We start from the raw sequence: 19,255 nt of genomic DNA, 5'->3' as shown, positions 1-19,255 counted from the left end.
GCAACCCAAGAAAGGTTTATTCGTTTCGGACCAACAGGCGCGCCTATGCTCCAGCAGCACACGCGACCAGCAACGTTGGCCAAGCTCGGGGAGATCAAGCTCAAACAGATTCCGCAACTGAACACGGCCAACAGCTCACCCTTGATTCGGAAACACAAAGAGGTTCTGAATCTGATGATGAGAACGCTTTCCCTCGATACCTACGGCCTCACCTGGGCCCAGTTCATCAAGGGGTTTGGTTGCGGTGCTTTGGCCGTTTGGCTGCTCATGCGCTGAGCTCAGCCATGACGCACGGGCCTTCCACCCCGTCGCAGCGACTCCAACATTCCCTTTTCCAAGGCCGTCAGTTTTGGTGCCGGCTCGTTCAATGCAGCTTCCGCCCGTGTCTTGGCTGCGGCAATGAAGCGATCTGTTTTATCTCCAGAATCAAAAGCCACGGTTCCTCAGCAAGAACCACCAAAGGTATGGATCAGCACCTGTTGAGGCTCAGGACTTAAGAAAGATGCCTGAACTCAACAGATGTGGGTGCAAGCTCCCCACAGCCATTCCCTCGATCGCAGAATCGTTGCTATCGGTTGGAGGTTGCAGCAACCCGATGAGCCGTTACCCCGTCTTCTATTGCGCTCCAGCGGCCGTTGACGCTGGCTTCAAGCCTGTCGAAGCGGCGGATGCCTACGAGGCTGAGCAAATCGTGCAACGCGAGCACCCCGGCGCAGTCACGGCATCTCTGAGCGAACGGGTGACCAACGAAGAGGAAATCCGCCGGTTGTTCTTGGCCTGGCTCGAAAAAGTCTGAACACCTGGAGCCACCAAAGGGGTGCATGGAACGCAATCCGTTGTCGGTCACGCCCCCCAGCTGGCTGGACATCGACCCCGACAGCTATAAGCGGCTGCTGAACCGCACGGCGGTGACGATCACCAAGCGCGCCAGAAAGCGAGGGGCGACGTATCAGGTGAGGGAGGCCATCGATGCCATCCATGCAGCCTTTCAGCGTTGTGACGGCACCGATCCCTACGACGGACTGCCGCTGGACAATCGCCTTCATGATGGAAGCCGCAGTCCGACCGTCTCCCCGGTGAGCAGCAGCACCACCGCAACCTTTGAGATTCTCAGCCTGCAGACCAAGGAAGCCAAAGGGGAGAGGAACGGCGAGGAGTTCATTGCCCACTGCCGTGCCGTCGTCGCCCATGCCAACACGTCATCACCGGCCCAGCGATGAGCAGCGCCAAGAAGCTGTTCCTGGTGGTGCTGGGGGGCCGTTACAAGGGCTGCCACGTGGAGCAGCACGATGTTCGCTGGGTCGTGGGCGAGACCATCGACGCAACGCTGCCGGCGCTGCGGCAGGAATGGATCGGCCTCCGCCGTGGCTTGCACATCGACAGCTACCGCTGCATCGACCATGTCGATGCCTATCGCGTTGAGGTTGTTGAGCAAGCGCAGGATCCATCCAGTGTTGACGGTCCGCAGCTGTGGTTCGTCAACCTTGGCGCCTATGACCCCACCTCGATGGCAGAACAGCATGCCTTCGGGGTGATCGTGGCCCGTTCTTCAGCCTTCGCCAAGGCGCGGGCACGGCAGCGTTGGCTGAAGGGACAGGAGCAGGTGCACAAGGACGATCTTCACCCTGTCGAAATGGACAGCGCGCTCGATGATCTGCTGCCGATTCACGGCAATGGCCAGTGGCACTTGAAACTGATCGCGGATGGCCAAGTTGACGACAGCCAAGTTGACGATGGCCCAGCCCATCCTGATTGGTACGGCTACTGGAAGATCTGACCACAGAACCAACACGGCTCAGCTACAACAAACCACCACGTTGAGGATGTGTCGTGCTGATCTTGATCCTCCTCGTGCTGACGGGCTCCTACGCCGGACTGTGGGCCCTGCGTTTCGTGCTCGAACAACGCACAGACACCGAATAGGGAATCACGACCTCAAGACGCATCCAGTCACATCTGGCCGAGGTGCTGACACGTTCACCAGGCAGACCCGGAATACGTTTTCCCCAGTCCATCGACGCCCCATGTCGCTTGTTCAACGTCTTGGCATCGCTGCGTTCGTGGTGGTCATCACCGGTGTCGGCCTGAGTCCTGCCGCGGAAGCCCATAGCGCTCATCACCACCATCACCACCACTCCCGCAAAAGCAAAAAAAGAAGGCCTACAACAGGGGCTACAAGCATGGCTACAGAAAGGCCATCGAAAACAGCTACCGCCCCCACTACCGAACGCACCACCGCAGCTATTCCCCGCTGTACGGCCCCATGGTTTCACCGATGCCCCGGCGCGTCATCGTCACCCCAACGCCCTGGATGGTTCCGGTCCACCCGCATCACCATGGCACCCGCGTCAACGTTGGGCACGTGTTCCATCTCTAGACACCGCGTCATCCTCCATGTCTGATCGAATCAGCAAAGACGCCAGCGAGGCCTGGCGCGACCATGTGCTGAAGCAGGTGGTGGATTACCTGGAAAGAAATCGCGATGAAATCATCGATGGCTTCGAAGCGGAGAACGCTCACAACTTGAAGCGTGAAGACATCGAACAATCCGATCTTCTCGATTTCGATGTTTCAGTGACGCTGCATCGCGATCAATCCTCATCCTTTGGCCTTGGATTTGGTTTTTTCAAGGCCAACATGATTCGCTGAATCAACCTGCAGGCTTCCAGATCACCTCGGGATCCTGGCGTTGAAGGGTTTGTTCAGCCAGCTTGAGGTAATAGAAATAGCTTTGTCGGTCTTCCGACTCAGCAGCTTTGTTCATCAAGTGCAGATAGCTGAGACGCTGATCGCTGTTCATGCATGGACTGGAAGAGAGTCAAACAATCACCTCAGCCAGTCTTGAATTTCGGTATCAGAGCGAACAACCGAAACAATTCTGGGTATCGCAGGAGCACTTTTTTATCTTTTCTTTTGAAAGTTTGGCCATAAAACCCGTCCTCGCGATGCAATCAACAGGGCTGGAAATTCGTCGTGACAGGCGGACCACCTCCAGGAGGAACAACACAGCCAGGATCGGATGAGCCTGTGTTCTGCTCAGGCAACGCAGGAGATTGGCCAGGCCCTCCCGGCGATGCCGGACCCAATTCAATCTTGCCGGGCCGGATCAGTTGGGACGTGACGTTGAACGCCAACCCTCCAAGCAAGCCAAGCCCCATCGAGACCAAAAAAGCAACAAGAATTTGACGCCGACGGTTGTTCATCCCACTGCTCGATCCCGATGAAGGTTGATTGGCCGCGAGCTCTGGCCTCAATCTCAGTGAATAACGGAGATTTGACAGATCAAAACAGACCGCCGGATGATCCGCTTGCTGCAACCGGAACGATCGAAACCCAGTCTCTGCTGACGCTGCTCACGCCCTTCCTCGTGTTCGGGGCCTTGTTTGTGGTGCTCCTGCTGATCTGGGACCGATGACAGCCCCGGTTGCGGGACTGTTCTGGACGCCATACGCCGATTGGATTTACACCGTGGTCAGCCTGAGTGGCTTGATGCTGATCACCTGGCTGGTTCTGGGCCGCAGCAGCGGAAGCTGACGCCCTGGGACGCACGTCAGGGCCGTCAGGCAGCAAGCATCTCCATCTCGGGCTCAAGAAGCACATCGCGGGCGGTGTTGAACCGTGTCATCACCTCAGGGTCGCCCCCTTTGTCGGGATGGTGTTGAACAGCCAGAAGCTTGTGAGCCCGCTTCACCTGGGCAACGGTTAACCGCCCAGTGAGCGGCAGGCCGAGGCACTGCCTGGCCTGAATCGCCTCGAGGCCGGGGTCGCGCCCCATTGGGCATTGATCACGGCGATGGTTTGACGTTCCCGGCTTGCGCTTCTTGCTGGATTTGCGTTTGGCCGACCTGGCCTGACCCCCAAACCCTTTCGATTCCTGCACAAGCTAATCGCCGAAGCAGGCCACAATGCCTGATCGCCTGGTTCAGTCTCCGAGCTGCGACCACCAGCGCTCGATGCGATCGGTAGAGCCGTACCAGCTTTGGCCGAACAATCCGCCGTGGGCCGTATCAGCCAGCTCAATCGAACGGGCATCCCGCAGCAGGGCTGATGGAAGGGGAACCAGACCGTCCCCCTGCAGATCCGGGTCGCCCATGATCTGGCGATAGCTGCGGGCAGCGCTGCGGCGCGAAAAATTGGATGCATTCGCTCCCAGCGGATCAAGCCGACCCGCAACCGCGACGTAGTCCACCCGATCGGCTTCAGGGCAACCCGGAAACTCACGATCCACACGAGCCCGCAATGGTGTGGCACGCAGGGCCTGATGGGGACTGCCGAGCGTGATCAGGCGATTGCAGCGGGCTGCACCGTTGTAACGGCGTCCCAGAAAGGTCTGATCAGCCAGATAGGGGCGCAACATCACCCCGCCGGAGCTGTGACCAATCAACGTGACGCGCTCTGTAGGCGACTGGCTTTGAAGTTCACACACAGCGGCATCAACGCGATCAAGCAGGCGACGCCAACCGAAGCCCCAGCTGGTGGCCAGCCAATCCAATTTGGACGCAGGCACGATGCGCACCGCAGCGCCGGTGACCTGATCAATCCAATCAGCGAGGGGGCGATAGGCCTCCTGCGTGATCAGAAAGCCACCGAAGATGACGACGGGCTGGTTGAGGCGAGACGTGTTGCTCACCGAATCAACGCACATTGCGGAGCCTTGATCAGGTCGTAGCCACGCCGAATGCGACTTCCGCCAGGTTCAAGAACCGTGCTCAGCTGTTGATGCTCAGACGAAGCCTCAAGAACCACCTGCTGACCGATCAACACAATCCTGAAGCGCCAGGGGAGAAGATCCGGAAGGGTGAAGCTCATGGAGATCCTGGTTCTCGCCTCACGCTGCCGCAATTCAGAACAACGTCCATCCCTGCAAGGCAAAGGAAAGTCGAGGAATCAGTAGAGAGGTTTCTCGGCCACGACGGCAAAGAAAGGATCTCCCTTACCGCCGAACAAGCCCATCACACCCTCGGCGCGGGTGTCTTCGGCAACGATCTCCGGCTGGGGCCAGCCTTGGGCCATCAACACCTCAGCGACGTAACGCAGGTGATCACCGTCATCACCGTCGGTCCAGACCTGGGGAGCCTTGGTGAAAAACATTCGATTGGAAAACGCCACGATCACCTGGCCCCGGGGGCGGGTGATCCGCCACAGCTCAGCGGCGATCGGCTCGGGCTGTTGCAGGTATTGCCAACCGGCAACGATCAAGGTGGCATCGATCGATGCATCCTCAACCGGGAGGGTCTGGTTGCGGTTGAGGTTCTGAACCCAGTGCCGATCCAATCGGGGGTTGGCACTCAGCTCCTCAGTATTGAGGCCATGGCCGATGACGTTGTCGTAACTGACATCGTCCGGCAGGTGGCTCACCCAACTGCTCATCAGATCCAGCACCTGGGCACAGGGAGGAATGCGCTCGCGGTAGAGGGCCGTCAGCCGAGCACGAAAACCCGCATCCAGATGGTGAACGAAACGCGGCTCGCTGTAGAAGATCGCGTCGTCGGTGGCATCCAACTTGAAGCGTTGGGAGTCCTTCAGAACAGGAACAACCGTCATCAATCAACCCAGCTGCAGGTACCAGCGCAGAGCTGAACCAAGCTGACCCGCGATTCCCAAGCCCGTGGCCTTTTCAAGCACCACGGCAGCCAAGAAACCGAGCATGGCCACCCGGCCATTGAGCCGCTCCACATCGGTCAGGGCAGACCGGTTCCAGGGGCGTGCTGTGGTGAGCGACTCGCCGAAGCGTTCCGGTTCCTCGTAACGAAAAGCAGGCCGACTCATCGCAATGCGCAGATCCAGCGGACCTTAACCACGGTTCCATCGCGACCGGGGTAGACGGTCCAGGCACCATCGGCCTGGCGTTGCTCCAGCTGACCTTTGGCACAGTTGGCACGCATCGGCAGAACCCGTTGGGTCCACCGCTCCTGGCCAGCGCGCTGAATCAGCAGGCCTGCTTCCACCTCAACGGAACCGTCCACGATCTGGGGGGCCCGAATGTACTCAGCCGCCTTGATCGCGGGGGTGTCGAGGGCTTCCATGAAGATCCAGCCGTCGCCCGGCAGCAGATTGCCGCGACGGGATTGCCAAACCGCCGGCTCCTGCATCGGCTGCCATTCCGCCTGAACAGGCCCTGCGATGAGGGACAGGAATGACGCGAGAGCAACGTTGAAGGCCAGAGCAGGGGAGGCCATGGGCAGCGGGATGCGGGCAGAGAGGTATGACGGACTGTCGGTCGCTTCAAACAGCTTTACGAAGCGTTGAAACGCAAACATGAATGAATGGTTATGGAATTCCTCAGGGCAGGAGTGCCAGCTTGAAACCACTGCTTCATCAGTCCATGGCCAGCATTGCTCAGGGACGGGCTGCCTACACCGTCCGACACAAAACATCCAACGGAGAAAAGCTGGAATCCTGCTTCTACGCCACCGATGCCTTTGAGGCCCGTCTGCTGGCCATGGAGTTCAACACCTATATCCGACAGCACCCGAACTGCATCGATTCGATCCTCAGGACGGAGGCTTGAGCGGCGCCCGGCGACGCTCCACCTGAACGAAGACCAGCCAGGCCAAGCTGGCGAGCCCCCCTCCGATCCAATCACTGCGCAGCAGTTCCACCAGGGCAACGGTGCTGGCCCCGATGCGCAGTCCCCGTAGAAGCAGGTCCGTTATGGGAGGTGTCCGGCGCTTGTCGCGCTGCATGGGCCGACTCCGAAAAGATGGGGGTGTTGCAGAGCCCCATGATCTCAGCCTTGCCTGGTTCTACTGCCGCAGCTCTTCTGGCGAGGGAAGACCAGAGCCGCCGTGAGGGCAGCGGCATTCAGATCGAGCAGCTGCCGGGCTGCTGGATGTTGCAGCAGACCTGGACGCGCAGCGGGGATCCACCGGCGCCCGGCACCGCAACGCTGCTGCGTTGGCTGCAGGCCAGCCTGACCTTGAGCCACGGCGACCAGGGCCTAAGCATCGTGAATCAGGTCTGCCTGGCCGGTTTCCGGTTGCGGTTCAGCGGCCAGGCCCAGCTGAAGGGTTCCAGACCACTGCTGATGTTCAGCTTCACGTCGTTGGAGCTGAGCTGGTCCGATCAGGTGCTGGTGCAGCGAAGCCTGCCGTCACCGGAGCCCCAACGCTTGCCCTTCTTTGCCCTGATTGAACTGAACGAGCAGCAGGGAACACTCACAGCACGGGGGCGGGGCGGTGGACTGGCCCAGTGGTCCCGCAAGACACCGGAGGCGTCATGAAGCCCGCCGTCGCCCTGGCCATGCTCGAGCGGGAAGGCCGATGGCTGCTCCAACTGCGCGACGACATCGACTCGATCATTTATCCGGGCCACTGGGGGTTGTTTGGCGGCCATCTCGATCCGGGAGAAACAGCCAGCGAAGCCGTGCACCGCGAATTGCAGGAGGAGATCGCTTGGTCACCCAGCGTGCCGCTCGAACCATGGTTCAGCGATGACAGCGGCAACCGGATGGCCCACGTGTTCCGCGGAACGCTCAGCGTGCCCGTGAGCCAACTGCAGTTGAAGGAGGGCCAGGAGATGAAGTTGGTCCCCCTCAGTGATCTGGTGCGTGACGCCATCTGGAGTGAGCGGCAGCAGGAGCTCCGGCCTGTCGCTCCGCGCCTGTCGATCGTGATCGATCGGTTGCTGAAGGAGGGCCATGACCACTGAAACCTGGCTGGATCTCCGCAATGTGGAGGCATGGCTGGGCGATCGGCCGGTGCTGCACAAGCTCAACCTGCAACTGAAACTGCGGCAGTCCACAACGGTGTTGGGGCCCAATGGCGCAGGCAAAAGCAGCCTGGTGAAACTGATCGACCGCAGCCTGTATCCCATCGTTCGCCCTGACGCTCATCTGCGGTTGTTTGGCAGCGAGACGGTGAACCTCTGGGCGCTGCGCAGCCGCCTTGGGGTGGTGTCGAGCGACATGGAACAGCGGCTTCATCCCAAAACAGCTGTTGAAGAGGCGGTGGTGAGCAATTTTTTTGGGGCCACCGGACTGGGCCGGGATCAGAAGCCCAGCGCGCGGCAATGGGAGCAGGCGCGGGATCTGCTCGATCAACTGCACCTCCACAGCATCCGCGAACGCTGCTGCGGAGAGCTGTCGGACGGACAGCGGCGCCGCCTGTTGATCGCTCGCGCCCTGGTTCACCAACCCGAGGTGCTGGTGCTGGATGAGCCGAGCCGTGCCCTCGACCTCCAGGCCTGCCATCAGTTGCTGGCGATCCTGCGGCGCTTGATCCAGGCGGGAACCACCGTGGTGCAGGTCACCCATCGGGTGGACACGATCGTTCCGGAGATGGAACGGGTGCTGTTTCTGGCAGAGGGACGTCTTGTTGGGGATGGAAGCCCACGGGAGATGCTGCGGCCCGCCGAACTGAGTGAACTGTTCAACACCCCGCTCAACGTGGTGGAAGCCCATGGCTTTCGCCAGGTTCTTCCGGGGTAGATCGGTAGGCAGCACCCTGCTCTGCTAGGGATGAGGGCCAGACCACGCAATCGCCATGGCAACGGCAGAACAGAAAAAGACCATCACCAAGAAGCGCCTGCAGGAGCTGCGCAACCAGTGCCGTGACCACTACAACGTGGTGGCCGATGGTGTTCTGCCCGATGGTGCCGATGTGCGCGTCACCATGGGCAAGCTCCAGGAGCTGATCGAACTGCTGGATGGCAAAGCCAAGTGGGATGACAGCGAAGCCTCCTGAGGCGTTCCAGAACATGCGGGACGATCTTGATTACCGCGAGCCGTGGGACCAGGACGGTTCCAAGCAAACGGCATCTGATCAGGGTCGTTCCGCCAAGGACTTTCACTTTCGAGAAGCAGGCGTTCAGCGCTTCAACGACACCTACGACTGGGACGACGACGAGCGCTGATCCACTGATCCACTCATCAACTGGTCAGAGACGCCGCAGCACCCCCTGCCCAGGTGCAAGAAGGAAGGCGAGCACGAATTGCGCGGTTTGCGCCAGCACGATGCAACCGGCGGTGGAGCTGTCGGTCCAGTAGCTGATGAACACCCCCAGCACACTGGAGAGCACGCTGCTGGTGACGGCCAGCAGCGTCATCCGGTCGAACCGATCGGTGAGCAGATAGGCCGTGGCACCGGGGGTGACGAGCATCGACACCACCAGGATGATTCCCACGGTCTGCAGACCGGCAACGGCGGCCAGGGAGAGGAGTCCCAACAGCATGTAGTGCAGGAGTCCGGTGTTGATCCCGATCGATCGGGCATGGGTGGGATCGAAGCAGAAGAGCATCAGGTCCCGCCGGAATAGCAGCAGCAGCACCAGCACCAGCACCGAAATCACCAGGGTCTGCTGCACATCCCCCGCTGAGATCCCCAGCACATTGCCGAAGAGGATGTGGGTGAGATCGATGTTGCTGCGCGTCTTGGAGACGAGCACGAGCCCCAGAGCGAAGAAACCGGTGAAGACAAGCCCGATGACGGTGTCTTCCTTCACCCTCGACTTCTGCTTTACAAAGCCGATGGCGGCAACGGAGCCCACACCGAAGACGAACGCCCCCAGGGAGAAGGGAAGGCCCAGGGCATAGGCAACCACCACACCAGGGAGGACCGCATGGGAGACGGCATCACCCATCAACGCCCATCCCTTCAGGGTCATGAAGCAGGACAACAGCCCGCAAACACCCCCAACCAGGGCACTGATCATCAACGCCTTCACCATGAAGGCGTGACTGAGGGGTTCCAGCAAAAGCTCCATCGGATCAGTATGGGCGCGCTGCAGTCGGTTCGATGCCCCGCGCCTCCACCCAGAACGCTCGTCCCGCACTGCGCCGGCTGCCCACCCGTCCCAGCCGGATGGTTCAGGCCGTGGTGAGCCGTCTGCTTCCGCTGCTCTTCCGCAGTCAGGGCCTTGAGCTGAGCCATCGTGATGCGGCAGAAGCCCTGGCCAAGGCCTTTGCAGCCCAGCAGTCGGGGGGCTGCAATCTGCTGATCGCCTTTCGGCACCCCAGCACCCGTGATCCGGTGGTGATGGCGGATCTGTTCTGGAACGGCATTCCCCAGGCAGCACGGCGACTCAAGCTGCAGCTGCCACGACCCATCCAGCTGCGGTTTCTCTACGACCGCGGCATTCCGATCTGGGCTGGCCCGGTGATCGGCTGGCTGTTGCAACGCAGTGGCGGCATCGCCATCCACCGCGGCCGCTTGGATCGCCCAGCGTTGGCCCAGGCGCGCGGGGCTCTGGCCCAGGGGCGCTACCCGCTGGTGGTGGCACCGGAAGGAGCCACCAACAACCTCTCCGGCGAGATGGCGCCCTTGGAGCCGGGAGTGGCCCAGCTGGCATTCTGGGCCGCGGAGGATCTGGAGAAAGCCAACGACGAGCGGCCGCTGGAGGTGTTGCCCATCGGAATTCACTACAGCTGGAGGCACCCCAACTGGATCACCCTCGAAGCGCGGTTGGCGTCCCTCGAACGCCATCTCGGCATCCCCTCCCCCGACGCCGACTCGGACAATTCAGAGACCAGCAGTCGCGACCGGCTGATCCAGATCGGCATGAATCTGCTCAAAGCCCTTGAGCAGCTCGAACGGCTGAAGCCCGATCCAGCTCAGACCTTCAACGAGCGGATTGATGCCTACCGCCGGCATGGCCTGGCCAAAGCCGAGACCCATTTCGGCCTGCGTGCCGTCGGCAATCTTCAGGAGCGCTGCCGCCGGATCGAGCAGGCCGCCTGGGATCGGATCTACCGGGAGGGTGTTGATCAGCTCCCGCCGCTGGAGCGGAGCCTGGCGGACTGGGAGGCACGGGAAGCCGACCTGCAACTCACCCGCATGCGACTGGTGGAGCATTTCACCAGCGTGAGTGGTCATTACATCAGTGATCGTCCCGACTTTGACCGCTTTGGAGAGATGTTGCTGCTGGTGGAGGAAGCGATCAGCTGGATCGAAGACAAGCCCTGGAAGGGTCAGCCCAGCCTCGGCCCACAACGGGTGGAGGTGCAGCTCGGACGAGCCTTGCCCGTGCGGCCACGCCTGAGTCAGTACCGCAGCAACCGTCGCGAGGCGATGCAGCTGTTCATGCAAGACCTGGAGCAGGCACTCACCGCCGTGATGCCCAACGATCCCCTTTAAGGCGACGCCCCATGCTCAACGCTTACCTGTTCTGCCTCCTTGCCGGGATGGTGCTGATCAGCCTCTCCCTGAACGATGACGTCAGCGGCGACGGGGAAGGAGGGCCACTGAGCCTGCTGTTCAGCACTCCGTTCTGGTCGTTTGGTCTCACAGGCTTCGGCTTGTCTGGACTGTTGATGCAACTGCTGGTGGGGAACAGTGCCGGCTGGTTCAGTCAGTTGATTGCCCTCTCCATTGGGGGCGGGATGGGTCTGGCGGCGACGCGACTGCTGCGCATGATCGGCCGACGGGAGGCCGACAGCCTCGTGCGCAGCGACGACCTGATCGGATTGGAGGGAGTAGTGACTTTGGCAATGGACGCCGAGCAGCGCGGTTTCGTTGAGTTATCCGTCCGGGGAACGCTGTTGCGGCGACCTGCACTGAGTTGCAAAGGCGCTCTGGCCCCAAACACCAAGGTGGTTGTGGTCGCCAGCGACGACCACACCTTGCGTGTTGAAACCCTTCAACCGCCGTCGTTGTGATGGTCGAGTTGGACGACTGTCGCTAATCCAGGACTGGATCTCAACAACGCGGATGCAGACCCACCTGTTTCAGGCACAGACCGGACCGCCAACGGTTCAGTTCAGCAACCGCAATCAGGGTGAATTGATCATCGGGGGAGCCGGCGTTGTCCTGGTGAGCCTTGTGGCTCTGAACCTGATCAGCCGCTGGATGATCCGCATCTGCCGGCCAAACGAAATGCTCGTGGTCACCGGTTCACGCTCGAACCAGGGCCAGGGAACCAAGGGCTATCGAGTGGTTGCCAATGGTGGTTGGACCTTCGTGAAACCGATCCTGGAGACGGCACGGCGCATGGATGTGACGCTGCTGCCGGTCGTTGTAGAGGTAAGCAATGCCTACTCCCATGGCGGCACTCCCCTCAACATTCAGGCGATTGCCAATGTGAAGGTGAGCACTGATCCTGAGATCCGCAACAACGCCATCGAACGATTTCTCGGGCATCACCAAGACGAGATCGTGCAGGTGGCCAAGGAGAACCTGGAAGGCAATCTGCGCAGCGTGCTCGCTCAATTGACGCCTGAGCAGGTGAATGAAGACCGACTGCGCTTCGCCGAACAGATCGCGGATGATGTCGGTTCAGACATGCGGCGATTGGGCCTCCAGCTCGACACCCTCAAGATTCAGAGCGTGTCGGACGATGTCGACTATCTGAACTCAATTAGTCGACGCCGGGTTGCACAGATTGTGCGAGACGCGGAAATTGCCGAAGCGGAAGCAATCGGTCAGGCGGAACGGGTGGAAGCAGAAATGGAAGAGGTGGCTGAGGTGGTCCGCACCGAAGCCGAAACAACCGTGCTGCAAAAAGACAACGCCGTCCGCACCCAGATCGCGGAGATGGAAAAAAAAGCGCGATCCGAAGAGGAACGCACGGCGGCCGCTGAACTTGAAGCGCGTGCTCGGGCCGAGCAGAAACTTCAGCAGGTGCGCGCACAACTGGAACGATTGCGGCTTCAGGCGGAAGAGGTGCTTCCAGCTCAGGCCGCACAGCAGGCGAAGGAACTACGGGCGCGAGGCCGGGCTGCTGCAACGGCGGAGGATGTGAAGGCCAGTGCCCTTGTGAATGATCTGCTCACTACCGTGTGGGACGAGGCCGGCAGCACAGCGGAACTGGTGTTTCTGCTGCAGCAGATCGAAATGGTGGTGGGCAAAGCAACGCAACTGCCCAGCCGAATTCAGCTGAAGCGCATCACCACGCTGGACGGGAATGACGCCTCCAGCCTCGCCAGCCTTGTGGAGCTCAACCACCGGGTGGTGCGTCAATTCTTCGGCCAGGTGCACCAGATCCTTGGCATTGATCTTCTGGCCACCTTGAGCAAAGGCAGTACCACTCGCAATTCAGGAGATCTCTGATGTTCGTCGCTATCGGCCTCACCGGTGCTGCCGGTCTTTGGGCATTCATCCTCTTGCTGCGCCAGCTCTATTACATCTGTCAGCCGAGTGAGGTCTTGATCTTTGCAGGACTGCGACGCCGCACAGGGAGCGGTCAAACCGTGGGGTACCGCACGGTTCGAGGTGGCAGCGCTCTGCGCATCCCGGTACTGGAGGAGGTCATGCGGCTGGATCTGAGCAACATGATCATCGATTTACGGGTGGAGAACGCCTACTCCAAAGGAGGCATTCCGTTGAATGTTTCCGGTGTGGCGAACATCAAGATCTCCGGAGACGAGCCGGGAATTCATAACGCCATTGAACGGTTGATCGGGAAAAGCCAAGACGAAATCCGACACATCGCCAAGGAAACCCTGGAGGGGAATCTGCGGGGCGTGATGTCGAGCCTGACCCCCGAACAACTGAATGAAGACAAAGTGACCTTCGCCCGAACACTCCTGGAGGAAGCCGAAGACGACCTTCAGCGTCTTGGTTTAGTTCTGGACACCCTGCAGATTCAAAACATTTCCGACGATGTGCGCTACCTCGATTCCATCGGGCGCAAGCAACTGGTGGAGTTGAAGCGGGATTCGCGCATTGCTGAGGCGGAAGCCAAATCTCAGTCCGCCGTGAAGCAGGCTGAAAACCAGCGGATCACAGACCTGAGGCGTCTGGATAAAGATCTCGCCATCGCCACCGCCAACGCCGAAAAGCGCACCACCGATGCACTCACCCGAAGGGCAGCGCTCGTTGCAGAAGTGGAGGCCAGCGTGGGAGCAGAACTGGCACGCGCCGAAGCTGAGTTGCCGGTGCAAACCGAGCGGATCAAGCAGGTCACCGAACAACTGCAAGCCGATATTGTCGCGCCGGCGGAGTCGGAATGTCAGACCATGATGGCCGAGGCCAAGGGGGAAGCCGCCACGATCATTGAACAGGGTCGTTCCCAGGCGGACGGTCTGCGCGATCTTGTGGAATCGTTGAAACGCTCGGGGGATGACGCCAAACGCCTTTTCCTGCTGCAGAAGCTGGAACCGTTGCTGACGATGCTCAGCGATACGGTGCAGCCGGTTGAAGTGGAAGAGGTCAGTCTGGTGGCGGAGAAATCTGCCGGTTCTACCCTCACAATCGCCACCTTGCTGAAACAGCTGCAGCAATCCACCGGTTTGAAGCTGCCGATCGAGGCCGCGGAATCAATCGACAACGGCGACTAAACCTTGAGGTGCCGACTCAGAACGTCTCCTCCGGAGAGCTGTTGCCCGTCAGCAGATCGGGCGGCACGCCACCGAAAGTCATGGCGACGTTCTCGGGGGTGAACACCTCTGAGGTTTCCCCGTAGGCCAGCACGGTCTTGTTGATCAAAACCACCAGATCGCAAAAATCACGAACGTGGCCCAGGTCGTGGGTGGAGATCAGGATCGTGCGGCCCTCGTCGCGGAACTGAAGAAACAGCTGCGCCATCAGCTGCTCCGTGCGCACATCAACCCCATTGAAGGGCTCATCCAGCAGCAGCACATCAGCGCGCTGGGCGATGGCTCGGGCCAGGAACGTGCGCTTGCGCTGACCACCGGAGAGGGTCCCAAGGGGACGATCGGCCAGCTCCAGCAGATCAACCCGCGTCAAGGCGTCCCGCACAGCCACACGATCGGAGCTGCGGGGAATCCGCAACGCATTCATCGCGCCGTAGCGGCCCATCATCACCACATCCCACACCGACACGGGGAACTGGGCATCCACCCCTTCGCTCTGGGGTACGTAGGCCACCGCTTGATGACGCTGCGCTTCGGCAACGCTGCTGCCGTTGATCCTGATTCTGCCGCGCGAAGGGCGAACAAACCCAGTGAGAGCCTTGAAGAACGTCGATTTACCGGCACCGTTCATGCCCACCAAACCGCAGATGCAACCGGCTGGCAGGTGCAGGCTGGCGTCGTACAGGGCAACGGTGCCGTTGTAGTCCACACAGAGCTGGTCGGCCTGAATGCGCATCAGCGGTTGCTCTCGGACAGGTCCAGGCCCTTGCGGATCAGACCCACATTGTGCCGCTGCAGTTCCAACAGGGTGGGGGCAGGCCCGTCCGGAGTCGAGAGGGAATCCACGTAAAAGGTTCCACCGAATTGCGCGCCTGCCGCCGCTGCCACCTCCCGTTGGGCTTTATCGCTCACGGTGCTTTCACAAAAAACGGCTGGCACCTCGCGCTCTCGCACCGTGTCGATCAACCGTGCCATGCGTTTGGGTGTGATCTCGCTTTCGGCATTCACCGGCCAGAGATAGGCCTCCTCGAGTCCGTAATCCGCTGCCAGATAGGTGAAGGCCCCCTCGCAACTCACCAGCAGCCGTTGCTGGGCCGGCAGCGCGGCAATCGACTTGCGCAGCTCCTGATCGAGGGCCTGGAGCTTGGCCTTGTAGGCCGACGCGTTAGCGGCAAAGTCCTCGGCCCCGGCTGGATCGAGTTGGCTGAAGGCCCGCTCCAGATGGTCCACGTAACCCATCGTGCGCTGGGGGGACATCCAGGCATGGGGATTGGGCTTGCCGGAATAGGCGTCCTCCGTGATCAGCAGAGGCTTCATCCCTTCCGAAAGGGTGATGGTGGGCACATCGCCCGCTGCAGCCGTGAAACGCTGGGCCCACAACTCCAGCCCCAACCCGTTCTCAACAATCAGATCCGCCTTGCTGGCGCGCTCGATGTCACTGGGGGTGGGTTGGTACCCGTGGATCTCGGCACCGGGCTTGACGATCGAAGCCACCTGCAACCGATCACCCGCGACGTTGCGGGCCAGATCGGCCAAAACCGTGAAGGTAGTGAGCACCTGGGGGCGTGAATCCGCGCTGACGTCCTGATCCCGGCTGCGGCAGGAGGCCAGCATCACGGCCACCACAACCAGCAGCACTCCTGCCGAACGGTTCCAGTTCAACAGGGGCAATGCGTACCGACGCGGCCTGATCGAGGATCGCATCAGTTGGTCCTAAAACAATCTCGGCAATGGCAGGGAAAGCTGCAACGAAGCGATGCAATCACCGAAGCGCCAAGATCACCTCACCCACTGAACACCCGTGCGCAGGTCTGAGCGGGTGGAGGTGATTCTGCAGCGCCTCCACGAGCAGTACCCGGAAACACCGATCCCCCTGGATCACAGCGATCCGTTCACCCTGCTGATCGCTGTTCTGTTGAGTGCCCAGTGCACAGACAAGAAGGTGAATGAGGTGACGCCGGCGCTGTTTGCCGCTGGGCCAACACCCGCCGCCATGGCAGAACTCGAGGAGGAGCAGATCCTGGCGTTCATCCGGCAGCTCGGGCTGGCCAAAACCAAGGCCAGAAACGTGCGCCGCCTTGCCCAGATTCTGGTGACGGCCTACGACGGCGACGTTCCCCAGAGCTTTGAGGAACTCGAAGCCTTACCCGGCGTGGGCCACAAGACAGCCAGCGTGGTGATGGCCCAGGCCTTCGGCGTGCCCGCCTTCCCCGTCGACACCCACATCCACCGGCTGGCCCAGCGCTGGGGATTGAGCGATGGCAGCAGTGTGGCGCGCACGGAACAGGACCTCAAGCGCCTGTTCCCCAAGGAGCACTGGAACCGACTGCACCTACAGATCATTTTCTGGGGCCGTGAGTTCTGCACGGCACGGGGCTGCGACGGAACCGTCTGCCCCATGTGCCGTGAGCTCTATCCGAAACGGCGCCGCCCTGTGATCACCCGCAAGCCCTGATCAAGACAGCAGCTCTTCAGCGTTGGCCTTGATCACGCAATCAGCGGTGGGGTAGCTCACACAAAGGAGGGCAAACCCCTGGCCGATCTGATCATCATCGAGAAAGCTCTGATCGGTCTGATCCACTGAGCCACTCACCAAACGGCCGGCGCAGGTGGAACAAGCGCCTGCCCGGCATGAATAGGGCAGATCCACGCCAGCCTCCTCGGCTGCATCGAGGATGTACGTGTCATCAGGGCACGAAAAGCTGGCACCACCCTCGATGCTGATGTTGAAAGAGGCCATGACGCGGAAGATCCTGAGGGGTTGGTAGCTGGATCAGCCCATCGGCGCCAAGGCAGCCGGATCCGCACCCTGCTCCAATGAATGTTTGGGGGAGGCGCAGGCGAGGGAACCTGCGCTCGTTCAACTCCCCGAAGCGTTGGCAGTAATGCTCGCGCCTCCGGAATCATCCCGCGAATGAGAACAGCTCTTTCTAAGCAGTAATGCCTAAAAGCGTGCGGATCGATACCCACCAAAGCGCCATCGTCTTGGACAGTGCATCACGAAAGCAGTGGTGCTTTCCATGCGTCACGGAGGGGGTGGGCTGAGGGGCCTGCTCCTTTTTTTGGCCTGGACCTGAACCAGAAGACCACTTGACCAGCCAAACCCACCATTGCTAGTACTGATGTACTTGCAGCATGGTCATGGGAGAGGGCTGGCTGATTGACAGCGACGACCGCTGGATCTGGCGATTCCATCGCGATCAGAAGGGATGGATCCATGAGCCGAAGATCTTCATCGACAGAGGCCGGCGCCTGCCTGACGGCCCTCCCCTTCTGAAGGAACGCCGACACCTGCGAAAGGCCGAAGCAGAACAACTATGGGCGTCCTTGCAGACCCAGGGCTGGAAGCGCCTTGCATCTCCGGCCTGGGGCGACGCGGTTGAACTTTGAGACAGGTCGCTGGGGCCAACTGCAAGGCTGTCCATCAGCAATCCCAGCGCACGCATCGGATTGGCATGTTGGTTTTGTGAGGAAAAACGCCTCACAGGGTGGAAACAAGGACACACTCCTGCGAGCCGTTTTGGAACCCCTGCCTTTGGCGGGGGTTTCTTTTTGTCTGCCAGGGAGCCCATGGAATCGGTCATCAACGAAATCGAGTTCAACTTCGAGCAGACCGTCAGCATTCGAACTGACGTGAAGCTGAGCAAGGACGACGTGAAGCAGATCGTCTCAGAAGCTCCCGCAGAAACCCTGGAGGAGATCGTCTACCAAAGCCTGGTGACCGATGAGCTGTATCTCAGGGCGAGGGCCAAGGAGATCGCCGCCAAACTCAAACAAGACGACCTTGAAGTGAACATAATCGAGTACTGGGACGACCAAGGAAACAAGGTCTGAACCTGTCGCCCCTGGGCGGGGCACTGCCTGAGGCCTCTGATGAACGAGAGGCCCCTGCTGGCGGAACAGGACCTGCTTGAGCCATGGCGCAAGAAGGTGCCTTTGAAGGCTGTTGCGCACTCAACGTCAGCTTCGCCAGCAGGTGCTGGCTCAGTCCCCGGCCGGCAAGCCCCGATCCTTGATGGATTTCCGCTGGGCGCTATCAGAACCTTCAGGCCCTAACCCTGCGTCAGCCAAGCAAAGAGCAGCGGTTGTTTCGACGCAACAAGCTGCACCGGGTCGATGGATGACCAAAATCTCGCGCCTGTTGTCTCGGCCGAAAAAGCAGATGTCTCGCCCTAAAAAGCAGACTCGCTGATCGAATTAGCCTCGATAGACAGGCCTACGCAAAAACAAGCCACTGAGACTGATCAACGCTTAAGCAGCTATCCAATTCTGCTGAGAATCGGCTCCAGATCGAAGTCGTAGCCCCGAACAACAAGATCTGCGCGGTGCTTCAAAGGGTGAATGAAGCGGCGCTCAGCCGGGAGCATCTCACGCAGCATCTGGCGAATCACATATGAAGCCGGCCTCTGCCTGTCACGAACATCACGCCAGAGACGCTTGATCAACCTCTGCAGAAGAGGGGTTTCGACGTACAGAACCAGCGAGATGGGCACAGCCTCCAAAAGATGTTGCGGCCCGTAGGAGCCTTCCACAAGAACCAGGTCATAGGGCTGCTGCAACAACCTGGAGCTCACCCTGCGGCTGCGCATGTCGTAGCTGCGCAGCGCGTTCAACTGGCGGTAGCGAACAGCGCTGAGCTGCAACCTCAGCTGATCCGCATCAATGGCATCCACCGTGTCGAAGCCATAGCGCGAACTGGGCGACCAACCACAGCGGTAGTAGTCGTCGCAGGCGATCAGCAGGGGATGACGCCCCCTGGCACGCAGCTGCTCGGCCAAACGGGCGGCCAGGGTTGTCTTGCCGGCCGCAGACGGCCCGCAGATGCAGACAATGGGCGCAGGTCCACTTGCGCCTACATGGGGAACCGCGTCATCCTGCGGCGACCAACTGACTGACTCCTGATCCTTGCCCATCGCGTATAGCTACGAGAGGGTTTCGACTGGTCTACAGGCTGAGAAAGGCTGTGGCTTAGAGCGGCAAGCAAACGCAGCAGAACAGTGGTGTGCA

General features: G+C 60.5%; 33 protein-coding genes. 20 read left to right on the top strand and 13 right to left on the bottom strand.

The features are described 5' to 3' along the window. The first annotated feature begins 75 nt into the window (after positions 1–75). From NCN05_RS01230 to NCN05_RS01210, 5 genes are all read left to right on the top strand, one after another. A complete protein-coding gene (locus NCN05_RS01230; RefSeq protein WP_115132708.1) occupies positions 76–276 on the top strand; it encodes a hypothetical protein in 201 nt (66 codons plus the stop codon). Positions 277–595: 319 nt separating this feature from the next. Beyond that, positions 596–796, top strand: coding sequence for a hypothetical protein (locus NCN05_RS01225; protein ID WP_244273128.1), 201 nt, complete (start codon positions 596–598; stop codon positions 794–796). A 25-nt stretch (positions 797–821) separates the two neighbouring features. Continuing rightward, positions 822–1,220, top strand: coding sequence for a hypothetical protein (locus tag NCN05_RS01220; RefSeq protein ID WP_250396663.1), 399 nt, complete (start codon positions 822–824; stop codon positions 1,218–1,220). Next, positions 1,217–1,777 carry a DUF1543 domain-containing protein gene (locus NCN05_RS01215; protein ID WP_250396662.1) on the top strand — a complete coding sequence of 187 codons (561 nt, stop codon included), beginning with the start codon at positions 1,217–1,219 and terminating at the stop codon, positions 1,775–1,777. The genes NCN05_RS01220 and NCN05_RS01215 overlap by 4 nt, the downstream gene beginning before the upstream one ends. Before the next feature lie 617 nt (positions 1,778–2,394). Continuing rightward, positions 2,395–2,649 (top strand): hypothetical protein, encoded by a 255-nt coding sequence (locus NCN05_RS01210; RefSeq protein WP_188020551.1) that lies wholly within the window; start codon positions 2,395–2,397, stop codon positions 2,647–2,649. A 1-nt stretch (position 2,650) separates the two neighbouring features. On the opposite strand, the gene NCN05_RS01205 is transcribed toward NCN05_RS01210, so the two are convergent. Further along, positions 2,651–2,800 (bottom strand): hypothetical protein, encoded by a 150-nt coding sequence (locus NCN05_RS01205; protein ID WP_186510432.1) that lies wholly within the window; start codon positions 2,798–2,800, stop codon positions 2,651–2,653. Between the two features lie 474 nt (positions 2,801–3,274). Here NCN05_RS01205 and NCN05_RS01200 point away from each other — a divergent pair, with 474 nt between their 5' ends. Both NCN05_RS01200 and NCN05_RS12475 read left to right on the top strand, forming a co-directional pair. After that, positions 3,275–3,415, top strand: a complete 141-nt coding sequence (locus NCN05_RS01200; RefSeq protein WP_250396661.1) for a hypothetical protein — start codon at positions 3,275–3,277, stop codon at positions 3,413–3,415. Then, on the top strand, positions 3,412–3,534 hold the full coding sequence (locus NCN05_RS12475) for a hypothetical protein (RefSeq protein ID WP_006849913.1): 123 nt from the start codon (positions 3,412–3,414) through the stop codon (positions 3,532–3,534). The genes NCN05_RS01200 and NCN05_RS12475 overlap by 4 nt, the downstream gene beginning before the upstream one ends. A gap of 25 nt (positions 3,535–3,559) precedes the next feature. Here NCN05_RS12475 and NCN05_RS01195 read toward each other — a convergent pair whose 3' ends face one another. From NCN05_RS01195 to NCN05_RS01170, 6 genes are all read right to left on the bottom strand, one after another. Continuing rightward, on the bottom strand, positions 3,560–3,775 hold the full coding sequence (locus NCN05_RS01195; protein WP_350223276.1) for a hypothetical protein: 216 nt from the start codon (positions 3,773–3,775) through the stop codon (positions 3,560–3,562). A gap of 147 nt (positions 3,776–3,922) precedes the next feature. Then, positions 3,923–4,645, bottom strand: coding sequence for a lipase family alpha/beta hydrolase (locus tag NCN05_RS01190; RefSeq protein WP_250396659.1), 723 nt, complete (start codon positions 4,643–4,645; stop codon positions 3,923–3,925). Next, complete coding sequence (locus NCN05_RS01185) at positions 4,627–4,809, bottom strand: hypothetical protein (RefSeq protein ID WP_250396658.1); 183 nt, start codon at positions 4,807–4,809, stop codon at positions 4,627–4,629. The genes NCN05_RS01190 and NCN05_RS01185 overlap by 19 nt, the downstream gene beginning before the upstream one ends. A gap of 78 nt (positions 4,810–4,887) precedes the next feature. Continuing rightward, complete coding sequence (locus NCN05_RS01180; RefSeq protein WP_250396657.1) at positions 4,888–5,544, bottom strand: methyltransferase domain-containing protein; 657 nt, start codon at positions 5,542–5,544, stop codon at positions 4,888–4,890. 3 nt (positions 5,545–5,547) lie between these two features. Next, a complete protein-coding gene (locus NCN05_RS01175; RefSeq protein ID WP_250396656.1) occupies positions 5,548–5,769 on the bottom strand; it encodes a chlorophyll a/b-binding protein in 222 nt (73 codons plus the stop codon). Then, positions 5,766–6,260, bottom strand: coding sequence for a hypothetical protein (locus NCN05_RS01170; RefSeq protein ID WP_250396655.1), 495 nt, complete (start codon positions 6,258–6,260; stop codon positions 5,766–5,768). The genes NCN05_RS01175 and NCN05_RS01170 overlap by 4 nt, the downstream gene beginning before the upstream one ends. Positions 6,261–6,325: 65 nt before the next feature. On the opposite strand from NCN05_RS01170, the gene NCN05_RS01165 reads away from it, so the two are divergent. Beyond that, positions 6,326–6,511, top strand: coding sequence for a DUF8647 family protein (locus tag NCN05_RS01165; protein ID WP_115162231.1), 186 nt, complete (start codon positions 6,326–6,328; stop codon positions 6,509–6,511). Here NCN05_RS01165 and NCN05_RS01160 read toward each other — a convergent pair. Beyond that, positions 6,495–6,686 carry a hypothetical protein gene (locus NCN05_RS01160; RefSeq protein ID WP_114989292.1) on the bottom strand — a complete coding sequence of 64 codons (192 nt, stop codon included), beginning with the start codon at positions 6,684–6,686 and terminating at the stop codon, positions 6,495–6,497. The genes NCN05_RS01165 and NCN05_RS01160 overlap by 17 nt on opposite strands. Before the next feature lie 50 nt (positions 6,687–6,736). Here NCN05_RS01160 and NCN05_RS01155 point away from each other — a divergent pair, with 50 nt between their 5' ends. The 5 genes from NCN05_RS01155 to NCN05_RS01135 are packed head-to-tail and all read left to right on the top strand — an operon-like array spanning position 6,737 to position 8,853. Beyond that, positions 6,737–7,222 (top strand): hypothetical protein, encoded by a 486-nt coding sequence (locus NCN05_RS01155; protein WP_250396654.1) that lies wholly within the window; start codon positions 6,737–6,739, stop codon positions 7,220–7,222. After that, positions 7,219–7,650, top strand: a complete 432-nt coding sequence (locus NCN05_RS01150) for an NUDIX hydrolase (protein WP_250396653.1) — start codon at positions 7,219–7,221, stop codon at positions 7,648–7,650. The genes NCN05_RS01155 and NCN05_RS01150 overlap by 4 nt, the downstream gene beginning before the upstream one ends. Next, entirely contained in the window at positions 7,640–8,428 is a 789-nt protein-coding gene (locus NCN05_RS01145; protein WP_250396652.1) for an ABC transporter ATP-binding protein, read from the top strand. The genes NCN05_RS01150 and NCN05_RS01145 overlap by 11 nt, the downstream gene beginning before the upstream one ends. 55 nt (positions 8,429–8,483) lie before the next feature. Then, positions 8,484–8,684 (top strand): DUF8635 family protein, encoded by a 201-nt coding sequence (locus NCN05_RS01140; RefSeq protein WP_006851769.1) that lies wholly within the window; start codon positions 8,484–8,486, stop codon positions 8,682–8,684. Positions 8,685–8,697: 13 nt separating this feature from the next. Further along, complete coding sequence (locus NCN05_RS01135; protein WP_170950613.1) at positions 8,698–8,853, top strand: hypothetical protein; 156 nt, start codon at positions 8,698–8,700, stop codon at positions 8,851–8,853. Positions 8,854–8,877: 24 nt separating this feature from the next. Here NCN05_RS01135 and NCN05_RS01130 read toward each other — a convergent pair whose 3' ends face one another. Then, positions 8,878–9,702, bottom strand: coding sequence for a metal ABC transporter permease (locus tag NCN05_RS01130; protein ID WP_011364450.1), 825 nt, complete (start codon positions 9,700–9,702; stop codon positions 8,878–8,880). Between the two features lie 32 nt (positions 9,703–9,734). Between NCN05_RS01130 and NCN05_RS01125 the strand changes: the two genes are divergently transcribed. The 4 genes from NCN05_RS01125 to NCN05_RS01110 are packed head-to-tail and all read left to right on the top strand — an operon-like array spanning position 9,735 to position 14,212. Beyond that, positions 9,735–11,072, top strand: coding sequence for a lysophospholipid acyltransferase family protein (locus NCN05_RS01125; RefSeq protein WP_250396651.1), 1,338 nt, complete (start codon positions 9,735–9,737; stop codon positions 11,070–11,072). Between the two features lie 11 nt (positions 11,073–11,083). Beyond that, the gene (locus NCN05_RS01120) at positions 11,084–11,593 is read left to right on the top strand and encodes an NfeD family protein (protein WP_250396650.1); all 510 of its coding nucleotides are present in this window, start codon (positions 11,084–11,086) and stop codon (positions 11,591–11,593) included. A gap of 52 nt (positions 11,594–11,645) precedes the next feature. Then, positions 11,646–12,983 carry a flotillin family protein gene (locus NCN05_RS01115; RefSeq protein ID WP_250396649.1) on the top strand — a complete coding sequence of 446 codons (1,338 nt, stop codon included), beginning with the start codon at positions 11,646–11,648 and terminating at the stop codon, positions 12,981–12,983. Further along, on the top strand, positions 12,983–14,212 hold the full coding sequence (locus NCN05_RS01110) for a flotillin family protein (RefSeq protein WP_250396648.1): 1,230 nt from the start codon (positions 12,983–12,985) through the stop codon (positions 14,210–14,212). Before NCN05_RS01115 ends, NCN05_RS01110 begins: the two co-directional genes overlap by 1 nt. A gap of 16 nt (positions 14,213–14,228) precedes the next feature. Here NCN05_RS01110 and NCN05_RS01105 read toward each other — a convergent pair whose 3' ends face one another. Both NCN05_RS01105 and NCN05_RS01100 read right to left on the bottom strand, forming a co-directional pair. Next, positions 14,229–14,984, bottom strand: a complete 756-nt coding sequence (locus tag NCN05_RS01105) for a metal ABC transporter ATP-binding protein (RefSeq protein ID WP_250396647.1) — start codon at positions 14,982–14,984, stop codon at positions 14,229–14,231. Beyond that, entirely contained in the window at positions 14,984–15,862 is an 879-nt protein-coding gene (locus tag NCN05_RS01100; RefSeq protein WP_250396900.1) for a metal ABC transporter substrate-binding protein, read from the bottom strand. Before NCN05_RS01100 ends, NCN05_RS01105 begins: the two co-directional genes overlap by 1 nt. Before the next feature lie 187 nt (positions 15,863–16,049). Here NCN05_RS01100 and nth point away from each other — a divergent pair, with 187 nt between their 5' ends. Beyond that, positions 16,050–16,703, top strand: a complete 654-nt coding sequence (gene nth / locus NCN05_RS01095) for an endonuclease III (protein WP_115132723.1) — start codon at positions 16,050–16,052, stop codon at positions 16,701–16,703. Here the strand turns inward: nth and NCN05_RS01090 are convergent, their stop codons facing one another. Then, positions 16,704–16,988, bottom strand: coding sequence for a 2Fe-2S iron-sulfur cluster-binding protein (locus NCN05_RS01090; RefSeq protein ID WP_006849985.1), 285 nt, complete (start codon positions 16,986–16,988; stop codon positions 16,704–16,706). It abuts the gene before it with no gap. Positions 16,989–17,383: 395 nt separating this feature from the next. On the opposite strand from NCN05_RS01090, the gene NCN05_RS01085 reads away from it, so the two are divergent. Then, on the top strand, positions 17,384–17,638 hold the full coding sequence (locus NCN05_RS01085; RefSeq protein WP_250396646.1) for a DUF1651 domain-containing protein: 255 nt from the start codon (positions 17,384–17,386) through the stop codon (positions 17,636–17,638). A gap of 180 nt (positions 17,639–17,818) precedes the next feature. Then, the gene (locus NCN05_RS01080; protein WP_250396645.1) at positions 17,819–18,082 is read left to right on the top strand and encodes a hypothetical protein; all 264 of its coding nucleotides are present in this window, start codon (positions 17,819–17,821) and stop codon (positions 18,080–18,082) included. A 425-nt stretch (positions 18,083–18,507) separates the two neighbouring features. Here NCN05_RS01080 and NCN05_RS01075 read toward each other — a convergent pair whose 3' ends face one another. Continuing rightward, positions 18,508–19,161 (bottom strand): nucleoside/nucleotide kinase family protein, encoded by a 654-nt coding sequence (locus tag NCN05_RS01075; RefSeq protein ID WP_250396644.1) that lies wholly within the window; start codon positions 19,159–19,161, stop codon positions 18,508–18,510. Positions 19,162–19,255 lie beyond the last annotated feature (94 nt).

The organism is Synechococcus sp. MU1651 (genome assembly GCF_023630635.1).
GTDB lineage: Bacteria > Cyanobacteriota > Cyanobacteriia > PCC-6307 > Cyanobiaceae > Parasynechococcus.
The sequence above is the reverse complement of the archived record's forward strand: the minus strand, read 5'-3'. Positions and strand labels throughout refer to the sequence as shown.